Below are 15016 nucleotides of genomic sequence, written 5' to 3'. Positions count from 1 at the left end.
CCGTGCATTCTCGCTCGACACCGCACCGCACCGGCGGCATGCTCTTCGTCACGATGGGTGCTCTGGACATGGCCGCCGCGCGGGTCGCCGCCGGCGCGACGGTGCAACTGCGGCCCAGCGGCTCCTCGATGGTGCCGCTGGTGCGCAGCCGCCAGCTGGTGACGGTCAGCCCGGTCGACCCGGCGAAGGTCGAGGTCGGCGACATCGTGCTGGCGAAGGTCGCCGGCACGGTCTACCTGCACCTGGTCTCGGCCGTCGACGCCGCCGGGGCGCGGGTGCAGATCAGCAACAACCGCGGGCGGGTCAACGGCTGGACCGGCCACGCGAAGGTGTACGGCATCTGCGTCGCCGTCGACGGCGTGCACCGCCCCCGCGTCGACGGCAAGACCCGCTGAGCGCAGAACCGCTGACAGCACGACCCGCCGAGACCCGCTGAGAAAGTCGGACACCGGTTGTCAGGTTTTCCTGGCACCGTCAGCGGTATGAACACACCACTGAAAGGCAAGGTCGCGCTGGTCGCCGGGGCCACGCGGGGAGCGGGCCGGCAGATCGCGGTGCAGCTCGGCGCCGCCGGCGCCACCGTGTACGCGACCGGTCGTACCACCCGGCAGCAGCCGTCGGAGATGAACCGTCCGGAGACGATCGAGGAGACCGCGGAGCTGGTCACCGCAGCCGGCGGGGTCGGCATCGCCGTGCAGGTCGACCACCTGGTGCCGCAGCAGGTGCGCGACCTGGTCGCCCGTATCGACGCCGAGCAGGGCCGCCTCGACGTGCTCGTCAACGACATCTGGGGCGCCGAGGGGCTGTTCACCTGGGACAAGCCGCTGTGGGAGGACTCCCTCGACACCGGCCTGCACATCCTGCGTCTTGCCGTCGACACGCACATCATCACCAGCCACGCCGCGCTGCCACTGCTCATCCGCCGGCCGGGCGGGCTCGTCGTCGAGGTGACCGACGGCACCAACGAGTTCAACGCCGGCAACTACCGGGTGTCGTTCTTCTACGACCTGGCCAAGACGTCGGTGCTGCGGCTGGCGTTCGCGCAGGCGCACGAGCTCAAGCCGCACGGCGCGACCGCGGTCTCCATCACGCCCGGCTGGCTGCGCTCGGAGATGATGCTCGAACACTTCGGCGTCACCGAGGCGAACTGGCTCGACGCGACCGCGAAGGAGCCGCACTTCGTGATCTCGGAGTCGCCGGCGTACGTGGGGCGGGCCGTCGCCGCGCTCGCCGCCGACCCGGACGTCGCGCGGTGGAACGGGCAGTCGCTGTCCAGCGGGCAACTGTCAGGGGTGTACGGCTTCACCGACCTCGACGGCAGCCGGCCCGACTGGTTCCGGTACTTCTACGAGGTCCACGAGGCCGGCAAACCCGCCGACGCGACCGGCTACCGGTAGAGCGCGGTCATCCGGTCGGCGGCGGCGCGCATGAGGTCGCGCAGCTCCTGCGGGGCGAGCACCTCGACCTCCGGGCCGAGCCGCAGCAGCTGCGTGTACGCCACGCCGACGGACTCCACCGGCAGCTCCAGCACCACCCGGCCCTGCTCGTCGGCCGGGTGGTGCCGCTCCTCCCAGCCGGCGAGGGCGTCGCGGACCGCGAGGGCCTCCACCGCGTACCGCAGCAGCCGCAGCCCTGCCGGCGTGACCCGGATCGTGACCCGGTCCGCCAGGACCCGCCGGACGAACTCGTCGGCGCGGACCGCCCAGAACGCGGCCAGGTCGAACGCCGGGTCCCGGGTGAACGCCGACCCGTCCGCGGTCAGGTCCACGATCCGGTCGACCCGGTACACGCGCAGGTCGCCGCCGACCCGCCCGACGAGGTACCAGGCGCCGTTCTTGAGCACCAGGCCGTACGGCTCGACGGTGCGGGTGACGACCTCGCGGCGCTGGTACCGCAGCCGCACCACCCGGTCGTCCCAGACGGCGCGGGCCAGGTCGGCCAGCCACGGCGGCGGCTGCGCCGGGTCCTCGAACCAGCCGGGGACGTCGAGGTGGAACCGCTGCCGCGCCCGGCCGGCGGCGTCGCGGATCGGGGCCGGCAGGGCCGCGGCGACCTTCAGCTCCGCGACGGCGAGCACGTCGCCGAGGCCCATGTCCCGCACCGGCCCCGGCAGCCCGGACAGGAACAGGGCCTCCGCCTCGGCCCGGCTGAGCCCGTTGAGCCTCGTGCGGTACCCGTCCAGCAGCCGGTACCCGCCGGCGCGGCCCTGCTCGGCGTACACGGGGACACCGGCTGCGGACAGGGCGAGGATGTCGCGGTAGATGGTGCGCTCGGACACCTCGAGCGCCTCGGCCAGCTCGGCGGCGGTAACGGTGCCGCCGGCCTGCAGCAGCAGCACCAGCGAGATGAGCCGGGACGCGCGCACCGCCTACTCCCGGCCGCTGGCCGGACTGGTCTCGTCCGCCGGACCGGTCTCGTCGGCCGGGCTGGTCTCATCGGCCGGGCTGGTCTCATCGGCTGGGCTGGTCTCGTCGGCCGGCTGCGGGGCGGTTCTTGGCTGCGGGACGGCGGGCGGCGGCGGGGCGGTCGTCGTCGGCGGCGGGTCGAGAGCGTCGACGAGGCGGCGGATCTCGTCGGGGGAGCCGTCCAGCTCCACCACCGTGTCCCGGTGCCGGATGCGCACCCGCGGCGCCCGCGGCCGCGACGCGCGCCACGACGCCACCGCGACGAGCAGGCCGCCGAGCGCGATGCCGTTGCTCACCACGGCGTTGATGACCTCGAACGCCGCACCCATCTCACCCGGCCGCGGCGGCGTCGGCGTCAGGGTCACCGGCACCGCCCGGCGGATCTCGTCGTCGCGCAGCCACTGGTACAGCGCCCGCAGGGAATCCTCGTCGTCGACCTCAAGGCTGATGTCCACGACGGCACCGTACCGTGCGCGGGCGACGGCGCCACGCTGCCGGCGCTGGTGAGGCCACGCTAAGCTTTTTCGGGTGAACGACCTAGGCTTCGACTCGTGAACGACGTGGAGCAGCACCCCGCCAGGCGCAACACCCGCCAGCGCGACGCCGTGATGACGCTGCTGAGCAACGTCGACGGTTTCCACAGCGCCCAGGAGCTGCACGTCATGCTCCGCGAGCGCGGCGCCAACGTCGGCCTCACCACCGTGTACCGCACGCTGCAGCTGCTCGCCGAGACCAACGAGATCGACGTCATGCAGGTCCCGGGCAGCGACACCCGGTACCGGCGCTGCAGCGACCGCCACCACCATCACCTGGTGTGCCGAGGCTGCGGCCGCACCGTCGAGGTGCTCGGCCCCGCCGTGGAGCGCTGGGCCGACCGCATCGGCGAGGAGCACGGCTTCACCGACGTGAGCCACACCCTTGAGATCTTCGGCACCTGCGGCCGCTGCGCGAGGTGATCCTCCAGGTGATCGGGTAAGGTGAGGGAGCGCGAAGGGGAGTAGTCCCCCAACTGCGTGGTCGACATACTGGGGCGCTCGCGTCCCCGGCCACGCGGCCCCGTCCCGGCTGTAGCGGCCGGATGGCTCCGACCGGCCCCCGGTCGGCGTTCATGGGGCGGACGAGACCTTCGACTCAGGCTGAACAAGCCGGGTCGAGGTCATCCGTACCCTCCTCCCGGCTCCGTCCCGGGAAGGTTGTCTGCACCCCATGAGCGGTTTCCTCGCTGCCCTCGCCATCAGCTTCGGCGTCATCTTCGTCGCCGAGCTCGGCGACAAGTCCCAGCTGATGGCGCTGACGTTCGCGACCAGGTTCAAGACCGTGCCGGTCCTCATCGGCATCACCGTCGCCACCGCCGTCGTGCACCTGGTGTCCGTCGCCGTCGGGTACGGTCTCGGCGCCGCCCTGCCGACCGGCTGGATCTCCCTCGTCGCGGCCCTGGCGTTCTTCGGCTTCGGCGCCTGGACCCTGCGCGGCGACTCCCTCACCGACGCCGAACGCGACAAGGCCTCCCAACCCACCACCCGCTCCGCGATCGTCGCCGTCGGCGTCGCCTTCTTCCTCGCCGAGCTGGGCGACAAGACGATGCTCGCCACCATCACCCTCGCCACCCAGCACGGCTGGTTCGGCACCTGGCTCGGCTCCACCATCGGCATGGTCGCCGCCGACGCCCTGGCCATCATGCTCGGCCGCATGCTCGGCAAACGCCTCCCGGAACGCACCATCAAGTACGGCGCGGCGACGCTGTTCGCCCTGTTCGGCGTCTGGCTGCTCGTGGATTCCCTCCGCGAGCTCCTGTAACGGTGCGGGGCCCTGTGACGCCACGGCCCGAGGGGGATCCGGCCACCGCGATGGCCGGATCCGTCGCCTCGATCAGGCCTCGGCCCGGGGGAGGCCGCCGCTGCCGGCAGCTCGGCGCCGCCGAGATCCTCGATGTGCCCTTGATGCGGTACGGCGCTCGTTGTCGGCGCTCGTTGACGCGCCCGCTGATGTGACCCTTGGTGCGCTCTGCGGGCCGGACCGACCGGCTCGCCGAGATGATTGGACCGGTCCTGGTCGTCGCCGGCCGGGACCGGGGCGCCCTTGACCACATTGTTGCCGGCGCGTTCGTCCGGGCGCAGGACGATCACCACGACGCCGCGCTGGCCGCCGAGCTTCGTCCGCAGTACCGCGGATCGTGGACTGCGGACCGCAGCCGTCCGGGGAACCGCGGGCCGCGGCCGGCGCCTCGTGCTGCGATCGCCACGGCCGAGATGCGCCGGGGGTCACCGCGATGCGGCGGGCTGGGACCGGGCGCGGCGACGTTCGCATCGCCGCAGCCCGGATCGCGGCATCACCGGCGCCGCCGGATCGCTGCATCGGTGGTGCCGGCAGGATCGCGGCATTGGTGGATGCGTGTCCTCACCGGGCTGCCGCTTACCCGCACGGCTCCGAGCAGGGCGAGGTCGTCGTCGGTGAGGCGCACCTGGGCGGCGGCGATGTTCTGTTCCAGATGCGCCAGGGAGGTGGTGCCGGGGATGAGCACGATGTTCGGTGACCGGGCCAGCAGCCAGGCCAACGCCACCTGCGGCCCGGTGACGCCATGCCGTTCGGCGACGGTGCCCAGGTGCTCGGCGGTGAGCGGTTGGAACCCGCCGACGGGGAAGAACGGCACGTACGCGACACCGGCCCGGGCGCAGGCGTCGACGAGCGGGTCGTCGTCGCGTGCGGCGATGTTGTAGAAGTTCTGCACGCAGACGAACTCGGCGACGGCGCGGGCCCGGTCGACCTGCTCCGGCGTGACGTTGGGGACGCCGAGGTGCCGGACGAGGCATTCCGCGCGCAGGGTCATGAGCGTTTCCAGCGCCGCCTCGAACGGCGCGCCGGTGTGTCCGCGATCGCCCATGCGGAGGTTCACCACGTCCAGCCGGTCCACGCCGAGGGAACGCAGAGGTCACGATGACGAGATCCTCGGGGTACGGGTGCAGCGCGGCAGGACTGTCCTGTCACGCGCAATGGAAGGCCAGCAGACCCGGCGAAGATGGGTGAGGGTGCTCTCTGGCCGAAGATCGCCGCCGGCGCAGGGCCAGACCTTTCGCCGAACCAGTGGCACCTCACGCACCGTGATGCGTACTGCAAAGCCGACGCGCGTTGGCTGTGGCATGTCCGCGACCGGGCAGCACTACCTGGTGGATCGCTGTCCGCCGGACGACAGGGATCCACCGGGTTGCAGGGATCCACCGGGTTGTAACCCATGGTCCAGACCGAGGAGCGTGACGCAACGTCGCTGCGCTGGTTCGGTCTGCGCCTCAAGCGATGGTCAATCCGTGGCACTCGTTTTCACCGATACGGTGGCGCCGCACGTGCTTCGCGCCCCGCGCCCCGTGCTTCGCGCCCCGTGCTTCGCGCCCCGTGCTTCGCGCCCCGTGCTTCGCGCCCCGTGCTTCGCGCCCCGCGCTTCGCGCCCCGCGCGACTCGGCGCCGCACGTGCCGTGCGGGACGGCGCAATGCAGTGCGGCATGGTGCAGTGCGGTGCGGTGCGGTGCGGCGCAGAGCAGGGTAGCGCCGTGCGGGCGGCGCCCATGCGCGCGGCAGGGAGGTGGCCGGGCCGTCAGGTTGGCCCGGTCACCTCCCCGCCGCGGTCGCAGGTGGTGTGCGGTCGGCGGCGGCCGCCGGTCAGCGGCGCTTGGTGGGCTTCACGATGCGGTCGGTGCCGACCTTGTCGCGGAGGACCTCGGGCACCAGGACCGAGCCGTCGGGCTGCTGGAACTGCTCCAGGATCGCCGGGAAGATGCGGCTGGTGGCGAGGGCGGAGCCGTTGAGCGTGTGGACGAAGCGGTTGTTCTTCGAGCCGGGCACGCGGTAGCGGATGCCGGCGCGGCGGGCCTGGTAGTCGCCGGCCCAGGAGACCGACGAGACCTCCTTGTACTTGCCGGTGCTGGGCATCCAGACCTCGATGTCGATCGTCTTGCGCATCGAGGCGCTGGAGTCGCCGGCGGCGAGCAGGGACCGGCGGAAGTGCAGGCCGAGCGAGCTCACCAGGTCCTCGGCGTAGTCGACCATCTCCTCGAGGGTCTTCTCGCCGTCCTCGGGGGTGGTGAACTGGAAGATCTCCACCTTGTTGAACTGGTGGCCGCGGACCGTGCCGCGCTCGTCGGAGTGCGAACCGGCCTTCTCGCTGCGGTAGCAGGGCGTGTACGCATACGCCTTGTGCGGCAGGTCCGCCGTATCGAAGATCTCGTTCTGGTAGGCGCCGAGGATGGCGGTCTCCGAGGTCGGCAGCAGGAAGCGGCCGCGCTCCTCGCCGTCGGTGGCGATGTGGAACACGTCGTCGTAGAACTTCGGGAACTGGCCCGCGGCATAGCCGGCCGAGTCGAGCAGCAGGTGCGGCGGCAGCATGAACTGGTAGCCCGCGGCGAAGTGCCGGTCGATGAACCAGTTGACCAGGGCCCACTCCAGGCGGGCACCCCAGCCGGTGTAGATCCAGAAGCCGGAGCCGCCGAGCTTGACGCCGCGCTCGAAGTCGACGAGGCCCAGCTCGTTGGCGAGGGTCACGTGGTCGCGGACGGTCTCGATCTTCGGCGCCTCGCCGAAGACCTTCACCACGACGTTGGCCTCCTTGCCGCCGGCTACGACGTCGTCGGCGGGCAGGTTGGGCAGCTCGCTCATCACGGTGGTGAGCTGCTCCTGCACGGCGGCGAGGCGGTCCTCGAGCTCCTGCAGCGCGGCCTTGGCGTCGCGGGTGGTCGGCTCGACGGCCTGGCCGGCGGCCTTCGCGGCGCCGAAGGCGCGGGCCTCCTCCTTGCGGCGGGCCCGCTCGGCGTCGATGTCGCCGATGAGCTCGCGGCGCTGCTTGTCGAGCTCGGCGATGGAGCTCAGGACGCGGGACACCTCGGACGGCTCGAGCCTCTTGGACAGAGCGGCCTCGACGAAGGCCCGGTCCTTGCGAATCAACTCGATGTCGAGCATGGTTGCCGCGCACCTTTGGCTAGGTTTTTCGGGACACCTGGGATGTTACCGGGTGCGCCCGACAGTTTTTCCGGCCGCATGGCCCCACCCGCGCGTCACCCGCCGCGACGGCAAGCGCCGTCACCCGCCCGACGGCAAGCGCCGTCACCCGCGCCGCGACGAGCGCGGCGCGCAACGGCGAACGACGTTTGCGATTTATGCTTGCCGGCATGTCCGCAACGTCCCGGGAGCCGGTCTGGACCCGGCCCGACCGCCGGTCCCGGGGCCCGGTCCCGCAGCACAGCCGCGCCGAGATCGTCGCCGCCGCCACGGTCCTCGCCGACCAGGGCGGGCTGGCCGCCGTGTCGATGCGGGCCGTCGCCGCCGCGCTGGACACCGGCGCCGGTTCGCTGTACCGGTACCTGTCCTCCCGCGACGACCTGCTCGACCTCATGGTCGACGCGGCGCTGGGCGAGCTGCCGCCCGGCGCCCCGGCCGCCGGCGACTGGCTCGACGGCCTCGTCGGCGTCGCCCGCGACCAGCTGGCCCTCTACCGCCGCCACCCCTGGCTGAGCGAGGCGGCCCGCCGGGTGGGCGCATTCGGGCCGAACACCGTCGCACACTTCGAGCGCTGCCTGGCGATCATGGCACCGCTGCCCGAGGCGGCGAGCGTGAAGATGGAGGCGGTGGCGGTGCTGACCGGCCTGGTGTCGCTGTTCGCCACGCCGACACCGATGAACCCGCCGGCCGACGACCCGCAGGCGGTCCAGCGGCAGCAGGCCGTGGCGGCGCAGCTGTTCGCCATGGTCGACCCGGTGGCGCACCCGCACCTGACGGCGGCGTTCACCGACCCGGCGCCCCCGCCGGAGGCGCCGGACCTGTTCGAACGCACCGTCCGCGGCGTCCTGCGCGGTCTGCTGAACTGACCCCCCAAAAGCGCAGCGGTCTGCTGAACTGACCCCCCAAAAGCGCAGCGGTCTGCTGAACTGACTCCCCAAAGCGCAAAGCTCACCGCGCAGCGGCAGGCGGCGGAGCGTCGACGGCGCAGTGCCGTGGCGCAGCCCGGACCGCCGGCGGCTGCGCCGGGTTGCGGATCGTCACCGCGGCCAGCGCCCCCGCCAGCACGCACAGCCCCGCGCAGATCAGCACCGCCGTGTGGAAGCCGGTGGAGAGCTCGTCCGGGTGCAGGTACGCCGTCCCGCTGATCCCGGCCGCCGCCGGCAGCACGGCCACCGCGATGAGCCCGGCCGCCCGCGCGACGTCGTTGTTCACGGCGGAGGCCATGCCGGCGTGGCTGGCCCGCGCCGAGGACAGCGCGGTGGCGGTGAGCGGCGCGACGGTCGTGGCGAGCCCCAGGCCGAGGACGACGACGGCGGGCAGGACGTCGGAGATGTACGACCCGTCGGTGCCGACGCGGGTGAACAGCGCCATCCCGGCGCCGACGACCACCGGCCCGGCGCTCATCTGCAGGCGGGGCCCGATGCGCCCGGCCAGGGCGCCGGAGCGGGCCGACAGCAGCAGCATGATGACCGTGATCGGCAGCAGCGACACGCCGGCCTGCAGCGGTGTGTACCCGGCGGCCTGCTGCAGCTGGATCGGCAGCAGGAACAGCGCGCCGCCGATGGCGCCGTACACCACGAACGTGACGGCGTTGGTGGCGCTGAACTGGGCGGAGGCGAACAGGTCCAGCGGCAGCATCGGGTGGGCGGTGCGCCGCTCCCACCACCCGAACGCGGCCAGCACCAGCGCGCCGGCGGTGAGGGGCACGGGGGAGAAGCCGTCGATCAGGCCGTACGTGACGCCGACCAGGCCGAGGGTGACCAGGATGCCGCCGGTGACGTCGACGCGGCCGGTGGCGGTGGTGTCGCGGGACTCCGGGACGTGCCGCCAGGCGATCAGCAGCACGGCGGCGGCGATGGGGACGTTGATCGCGAAGATCAGCCGCCAGGACGCGGCGCCGACGAGCCAGCCGCCGAGGAACGGGCCGATGGCGGTGGCGACGCCGCCGAGGCCGGACCAGGCGCCGATGGCCCGGCTGCGGTCGTCGGGGTGGAACGACGCCTGCAGGATCGCGAGGCTGCCCGGGGTGAGCAGGGCCGCGCCCACGCCCTGCAGCGCCCGTGCGGCGATGAGGGTCGGCGCGTCCGGCGCCACGCCGCACAGCACCGACGCGAGCGCGAACCAGGTGACGCCGATGAGGAAGACCCGCCGGCGCCCGTACCGGTCGCCGAGCGCCCCGGCGATGAGCAGCAGCCCGGCCAGGGCGAGCGTGTAGGAGGTGACCACCCACTGCAGCGTCTGCAGGTCGGTGCCGAACGAGCGGCCGATCGCCGGCAGCGCGATGCCCACGACGGTCGCGTCGATCGCCGCGATGCCGGAGCCGAGGATCGTCGCGGCGAGGACCCAGCGCCCGGCCGCGCTGCCGTACGCGAGTGATGCCATGCGCACGAACCTAACGGCTAATGCCGGTAGCCCTTCACTTTCACCTTGAAGCTCATCGCCGGGCCGGGCGTCGGCGCGGTCTTGGTGACGAGGGTGTAGCCGGGCGGGTCGAGCTCCAGGTCGAGCCGGTGGAACACGCGCGCCATCGACAGGGCCATCTGCACGTCGGCGAAGCTCTTGCCCAGGCACGTGTGCGGCCCCCGCCCGTACGGCGAGTACGCGCCCGGCCGCAGGTGCTCGGCGCGGGGCTTCTCGTACCGGCCGATGTCGAACGTGTCGGGGTCGGGGAAGTACTCGTCGAGGAAGTGCGGCACGGTCGTCGCGAGGTACACCATCTCGCCCTCCTTGACGGTGTACCCGCCGAACTCGAAGTCCCGCGTCGCGGTCCGGGTCAGCGCGACCGCGATCGGGTAGAGGCGCATCGCCTCCATGAGCGCGTAGCGGATCGAGGGGATCCTGCGCAGGTCGTCGTCGGTGATGCTGCCGCCGGCGAACAGGGCGTCGGCCTCGGCCTGGACCTTCGCCAGGACCTCGGGGTGCTTGAGGACCGAGTAGATGAACGCGGCGGTCGTGTTGGCCACCGTGTCCAGCCCTGCCACGTACGGCCCGGTCAGCGCCATGGTGAGGTCGCTGGCCGGCAGGACGCCCTCGCGGTTGAGGTGCACGTCCATGAGGTCCTCGACCAGGTTGCGCTCCTGCTCGGGCTTGCCGCCGGCGCCGGCGCGCAGCTCGGCGACCATCCTGTCGGCGAGCTCGAACACCCGCGACCGGGCCCTGCGGTACTTCGGGTGCTTGAGCAGGATCTTCGGCCGCTGCCTGGTGACCAGGACGTTGAGCGTGTACAGCGTCATGGTGCGGATGTCGGGCACGTACTCCAGCGGCGCGTTGCCGGTGAGGATCGTGCCGAGCTGGTCGGTGACCATGTACTGCAGGGCGTGCACGACGGGGACGGACTTCCCGGCCCGCCAGTCGCGCTCCAGGACCCGGTCGGTGATCGCGACGAGCTCGTCGCCGCGACCCTTGATGGCGTCGCGGGAGTAGCCGCGGCGCATGATGTCGCGCAGCTCCTTGTGGCTGTCGCCGTCCTCGCCGAGGATGGTGCGGGTGCCGCCGTACTCGTCGAGGAAGCCCTGCCAGAACTCCTTGGAGCGCAGGCATTCCCGGCCCTCACGGGAGCCCATGAAGTTGGCCGCGTCGGCGCCGGCGAGGACCGGGTAGGTCCGGTTGAACAGCTTGATCCGGTAGACGGGGCCGTGCTCGCGGTAGGCCCGGGCGAAGAACCGCGCCGGGTCCTTGGCCAGCTCCAGCGCGTTGCCGACGACGGGCCGCCCCTTGACGAGCGGGATCTGCCGCGCCGGTGCCGGGGCTGTCTCGGTGACGGTCATGAGCGTCGGCCCTCCAGGGCTCGGCAACACGGTCGCGGCAAAACGCTGCGGATCATATCGAACACGGTCGGTCCACCGATGTCCCCCTGGTTACCCGGTGGTGACGAACGGTGCATCATGATCGGCATGCGATTGCGGCGGTGGACGGACGACGACGTCGAGGCCTTCTACGACATCTACTCCCGCTGGGAGGTGATGCGCCATCTGGGCGCGCACCCGCGGCGGGTGGTCGCGGACCGGGAGGAGGCTCTGGCCAGGCTGGCGCGGCTCCGGGCCCGGGAGGACGGTCCGAAGGGCTACTGGGCGATCGACGTCGACGGCGTGCCGGTGGGCACGGTGCTCCTGCTGCCCCTGCAGGACGCGTCGGGGGACACCGGCGAGGTGGAGATCGGCTGGCACCTGCACCCCGACCACCAGGGCAAGGGCCTCGCCACCCGGGCGGCCCGCGAGCTGCTGTCGCGCACCGGCGGCCGGGTGCTCGCCCTCACCGACGAGGACAACCTCGCCTCGCAGGCGGTCGCCACCCGGCTCGGCATGACCGACGAGGGGCTGACCGACCGCTGGTACGGCCTCACCGCCCGCCAGTTCGCCGTCACCCTGCCCGCACCGCCGGACGCGCCGGCAGACTGACCGGCGGACGGGCCGGCGGACTGACCGGACCGTGGTCATGACCGGGTGAGGATCATGTGCGTGGCGGCGTCGGAGGCGGCCATGCGGGTGCACGTGTAGCCGTCGGTGAGCCCATCGGTGAAGAGCCGCTCGCCGCGGCCGAGCACGACCGGGACGATCGCCAGGTGCAGCTGGTCGACCAGGCCGGCGCGCAGGAACTCCTGGACGGTGGACACGCCGCCGCCGAGCCGCACGTCGAGCCCGCCGGCGGCGTCGACGGCCTGCGCCAGGGCGGCCTCGATGCCGCCGGTGACGAAGTGGAAGACGGTGCCGCCCTGCATCGTCACGCTGGGCCGGGCGTGCCGGGTCAGCACGAACACCGGGTGGTGGAAGGGCGGGTCGGCGCCCCACCAGCCGGTCCAGGACTCGTCGGGTGCCCACGCCCCGCGCACCGGCCCGAACATGTTGCGGCCCATGACGGTGGCGCCGATGCCGGTCTCGCCGGCCCGCACCATCTCGTCGTCGACGCCCTCGCTGCCGCCCTCCTCGCCGAGCATGCGCCGGCCGGTGCGGGTCCGGAACATCCAGTCGTGCAGCCGCTCGCCGCCGGCGCCGAGCGGGTCGCCGGGGCTCTGGCCGGCTCCTGCGCCGTAGCCGTCGACCGAGACGCTGAAGTTGTGCACACGCAGCATGCTCATGATCCTTTCGCAACGGTGTCACCGACAGGTCGAAAACGGCCCGCGAAGTCTTCGGGCTAGTGTCCTAGGAAGCTTAGCACGACGTGACGGCCACAACCATGCGTTTTTGACAATCATTGTCAACTGCCCCGAGGATGGGATCATGCTGCGTCGTGCCGTTCTTGCCGGTCTCACCGCCGGGTCCCTGTTGCTGAGCACCGCCGCCTGCGGCGGCGGCGAGCCGGCCGAGCAGCGGCAGGCGGACGGCAGGCTGCGCATCGTGGCCGGGTTCTACCCGCTGCAGTACATGAGCGAGCGGATCGGCGCGGAGAGCGCGGTGGTCACCAACCTGACCCAGGGCGGCGCCGAGCCGCACGATCTGGAGCTCAAGCCGAGCCAGCTGGCGCAGATCAGCGACGCGGCCCTGGTGGTGTACCTCGCCGGGTTCCAGCCGTCGGTCGACGAGGCGGTCCGGCTGCAGGCGAAGGACAAGGCGTTCGACGTCGCGGCGGTCGAGCAGCTGGCGGCCGGCGGCGAGCACGGCGGCGACCCGCACGTCTGGCTCGACCCGGTCCGGTTCGCGGTCATCGTCGGCAAGCTGGCCGAGCGTATCGCCGCTGTCGACCCGGCCGGCGCCGACGCGATCAGGGTGCGGGCCGCGCAGCTGCAGGACGAGCTGCGCCGCCTCGACGAGGAGTACGCGGCCGGCCTGCAGACCTGCGCCCGGCGGGAGATCGTGACCAGCCACGCGGCGTTCGGGTACCTCGCCGCCCGGTACCACCTGACGCAGGTGCCGATCAGCGGCCTGGACCCGGACGAGGAGCCGAGCCCGCAGCGGGTGTCGCAGGTCGCCGCCCTGGCCAAGGAGAAGGGCGTGACCACCATCTTCTTCGAGACCCTGGTCAGCCCGAAGCTGGCGGAGACGGTGGCGAAGGAGATCGGCGTGAAGGCCGCGGTGCTCGACCCGATCGAGGGCGTCGAGGACGGCAGCGACTACGTCTCGGTCATGGTGCGCAACCTCGCCGCGCTGCGTGAAGCGCTCGGATGCACCTGAGTCATATGCTTGGCCCGGTGCATCGCCCCCCGAGCCACCACAGCACCGCACACGACAGCACCGCACACGACAGCACCGCACACGACAGCACCGCAGGGCGCCGCCGCGCGCCCAGGATCGTCGCCGCCCTGGCGGCCCTCGCGGTCCTGGCCGGCTGCACCGCCCCGGGCCAGGCCCGCACGCTGGGCTCCCCGCAGCAGCTGGACGCAGGCAACCGCGACGGCACGTCCACCCCGGTCGCCGACCCGCTGTACCCGGCGTACGGCAACCCCGGCATCGACGTGCTGCACTACGGGCTGGCGCTGACCTGGGCGCCGTCGACGAAGACGCTGACGGGCACGGCGACGCTGAAGCTGCGGGTGCTGCGCGCGGACCAGGCGCTGCGGCTGGACCTGAGCGGCCCGTACACGGTGACGGCTACGACGGTCGACGGCGCCGCGGCACCCGGCCGGGTCGGCGGCGGCAAGCTGATCGTCGACCGTGCGGTGACGCCCGGCTCGACGCTCACCCTCGAGGTGCGCTACCAGGGCACGCCGGCGCCCGTGCCGATGCCGTCGCACCGCGGCGACGCCGAGCCGCTCGGGCTGACGGTCACCGCCGACGGCGGGCTGTGGACGATGCAGGAGCCGTACGGCGCGTCGACCTGGTACCCGTCGAACGACCAGCCGTCGGACAAGGCGCTGTACGACATCTCCGTCACCGTCCCGGAGGGCTGGGAGGCGGTGGCCGGCGGTACCCCCGGGACCGTGCGGGGCAGCACGTTCACCTACTCGTCGGACCGGCCGGTCGCCACCTACCTGACGACCCTGGCCGTCGGGCAGTACCAGCAGGATCGGCTCGCCGGCCCGCGGGACCTGCCGATCACGCTGTGGACCCGGCCGGGGGTCGACGACGCGATGCTGCCGGTGCTGCGCAAGGCGCCGGAGCAGCTGCGCTGGCTGGAGTCGCGGTTCGGGCGGTACCCGTTCGCCAGCGCCGGCGTGGTGGTCGTGCCGTCGGACTCGGCGATGGAGACGCAGCAGATGGTCACGGTCGGCGGCAGCCTCGGCAAGTACCCGTCGGCGCTGGACGCGGTCATGCTGCACGAGTACGCGCACCAGTGGTTCGGCAACACGGTCGGCCCGTCGCAGTGGAAGGACGTGTGGCTCAACGAGGGCTGGGCGACCTACGCGGAGGCGCTGTACACCGCTGAGCGCGACAACACCGGCATGGAGGCGTGGGCGAAGCGGGCCCGGCAGCGCGACGCGGAGGCGCGGCAGGAGCTGGGGCCGCCCGGCAACCCGCAGGCCGACCGTTTCGCGGAGGGCAACGTGTACGTGTGCCCGGCGCTCATGCTGTACGAGCTGCACAAGGCGCTGGGCGGGCCGGCGTTCTTCGCCCTGGCCAGGGCGTGGGTGTCGCAGCACGCGGGCACGGCGCAGGACCGGGTGGCGTTCACTGCGTTCGTGAACCGGCAGACCGGCCGCGACTTCACCGGGCTGATCGACGCGTGGCTGGACTCGCCGACCACCCCGGCGTAGC

General features: G+C 72.5%; 15 protein-coding genes. 8 read left to right on the top strand and 7 right to left on the bottom strand.

Features of this window, described 5'->3' with window-relative positions:
* Window positions 1-2 precede the first annotated feature (2 nt).
* Window positions 3-395, top strand: a complete 393-nt coding sequence (locus AB0H83_RS10320) for a hypothetical protein (protein ID WP_360090087.1) — start codon at window positions 3-5, stop codon at window positions 393-395.
* Between the two features lie 87 nt (window positions 396-482).
* A complete protein-coding gene (locus tag AB0H83_RS10315) occupies window positions 483-1397 on the top strand; it encodes an SDR family oxidoreductase (protein WP_360090084.1) in 915 nt (304 codons plus the stop codon).
* On the opposite strand, the gene AB0H83_RS10310 is transcribed toward AB0H83_RS10315, so the two are convergent.
* Both AB0H83_RS10310 and AB0H83_RS10305 read right to left on the bottom strand, forming a co-directional pair.
* Complete coding sequence (locus AB0H83_RS10310; RefSeq protein ID WP_360090081.1) at window positions 1388-2365, bottom strand: YafY family protein; 978 nt, start codon at window positions 2363-2365, stop codon at window positions 1388-1390. The two genes, AB0H83_RS10315 and AB0H83_RS10310, sit on opposite strands and share 10 nt — an antisense overlap.
* A 3-nt stretch (window positions 2366-2368) precedes the next feature.
* Window positions 2369-2860 (bottom strand): hypothetical protein, encoded by a 492-nt coding sequence (locus AB0H83_RS10305; protein WP_360090078.1) that lies wholly within the window; start codon window positions 2858-2860, stop codon window positions 2369-2371.
* A 96-nt stretch (window positions 2861-2956) separates the two neighbouring features.
* Between AB0H83_RS10305 and AB0H83_RS10300 the strand changes: the two genes are divergently transcribed.
* The gene (locus tag AB0H83_RS10300) at window positions 2957-3361 is read left to right on the top strand and encodes a transcriptional repressor (RefSeq protein WP_033358852.1); all 405 of its coding nucleotides are present in this window, start codon (window positions 2957-2959) and stop codon (window positions 3359-3361) included.
* A gap of 250 nt (window positions 3362-3611) precedes the next feature.
* Entirely contained in the window at window positions 3612-4202 is a 591-nt protein-coding gene (locus AB0H83_RS10295; protein WP_360090075.1) for a TMEM165/GDT1 family protein, read from the top strand.
* 532 nt (window positions 4203-4734) lie between these two features.
* On the opposite strand, the gene AB0H83_RS10290 is transcribed toward AB0H83_RS10295, so the two are convergent.
* Together AB0H83_RS10290 and serS are read right to left on the bottom strand one after the other, a co-directional pair.
* Entirely contained in the window at window positions 4735-5331 is a 597-nt protein-coding gene (locus AB0H83_RS10290) for an aldo/keto reductase (RefSeq protein ID WP_360090471.1), read from the bottom strand.
* A 725-nt stretch (window positions 5332-6056) separates the two neighbouring features.
* Complete coding sequence (gene serS / locus AB0H83_RS10285) at window positions 6057-7349, bottom strand: serine--tRNA ligase (protein ID WP_360090072.1); 1293 nt, start codon at window positions 7347-7349, stop codon at window positions 6057-6059.
* A gap of 209 nt (window positions 7350-7558) precedes the next feature.
* On the opposite strand from serS, the gene AB0H83_RS10280 reads away from it, so the two are divergent.
* Entirely contained in the window at window positions 7559-8254 is a 696-nt protein-coding gene (locus AB0H83_RS10280; protein WP_360090069.1) for a helix-turn-helix domain-containing protein, read from the top strand.
* A gap of 82 nt (window positions 8255-8336) precedes the next feature.
* Here AB0H83_RS10280 and AB0H83_RS10275 read toward each other — a convergent pair whose 3' ends face one another.
* Together AB0H83_RS10275 and AB0H83_RS10270 are read right to left on the bottom strand one after the other, a co-directional pair.
* A complete protein-coding gene (locus tag AB0H83_RS10275) occupies window positions 8337-9770 on the bottom strand; it encodes an MFS transporter (protein WP_360090066.1) in 1434 nt (477 codons plus the stop codon).
* Between the two features lie 17 nt (window positions 9771-9787).
* Window positions 9788-11155 (bottom strand): cytochrome P450, encoded by a 1368-nt coding sequence (locus tag AB0H83_RS10270; RefSeq protein WP_360090064.1) that lies wholly within the window; start codon window positions 11153-11155, stop codon window positions 9788-9790.
* 126 nt (window positions 11156-11281) lie between these two features.
* Here AB0H83_RS10270 and AB0H83_RS10265 point away from each other — a divergent pair, with 126 nt between their 5' ends.
* Window positions 11282-11785: a GNAT family N-acetyltransferase gene (locus tag AB0H83_RS10265; RefSeq protein WP_360090061.1), complete on the top strand. Its 504-nt coding sequence runs from the start codon at window positions 11282-11284 to the stop codon at window positions 11783-11785.
* A gap of 35 nt (window positions 11786-11820) precedes the next feature.
* Here the strand turns inward: AB0H83_RS10265 and AB0H83_RS10260 are convergent, their stop codons facing one another.
* Window positions 11821-12456, bottom strand: a complete 636-nt coding sequence (locus tag AB0H83_RS10260) for a dihydrofolate reductase family protein (RefSeq protein WP_360090058.1) — start codon at window positions 12454-12456, stop codon at window positions 11821-11823.
* A 148-nt stretch (window positions 12457-12604) separates the two neighbouring features.
* On the opposite strand from AB0H83_RS10260, the gene AB0H83_RS10255 reads away from it, so the two are divergent.
* Window positions 12605-13495: a metal ABC transporter substrate-binding protein gene (locus AB0H83_RS10255; RefSeq protein WP_360090055.1), complete on the top strand. Its 891-nt coding sequence runs from the start codon at window positions 12605-12607 to the stop codon at window positions 13493-13495.
* Window positions 13496-13512: 17 nt separating this feature from the next.
* A complete protein-coding gene (locus AB0H83_RS10250) occupies window positions 13513-15015 on the top strand; it encodes a M1 family metallopeptidase (RefSeq protein ID WP_360090052.1) in 1503 nt (500 codons plus the stop codon).
* Window position 15016: the final 1 nt, after the last annotated feature.

The organism is Dactylosporangium sp. NPDC050688 (genome assembly GCF_040654515.1).
Taxonomy (GTDB): domain Bacteria; phylum Actinomycetota; class Actinomycetes; order Mycobacteriales; family Micromonosporaceae; genus Dactylosporangium.
This window is presented reverse-complemented; position numbering and strand designations above follow the sequence as displayed.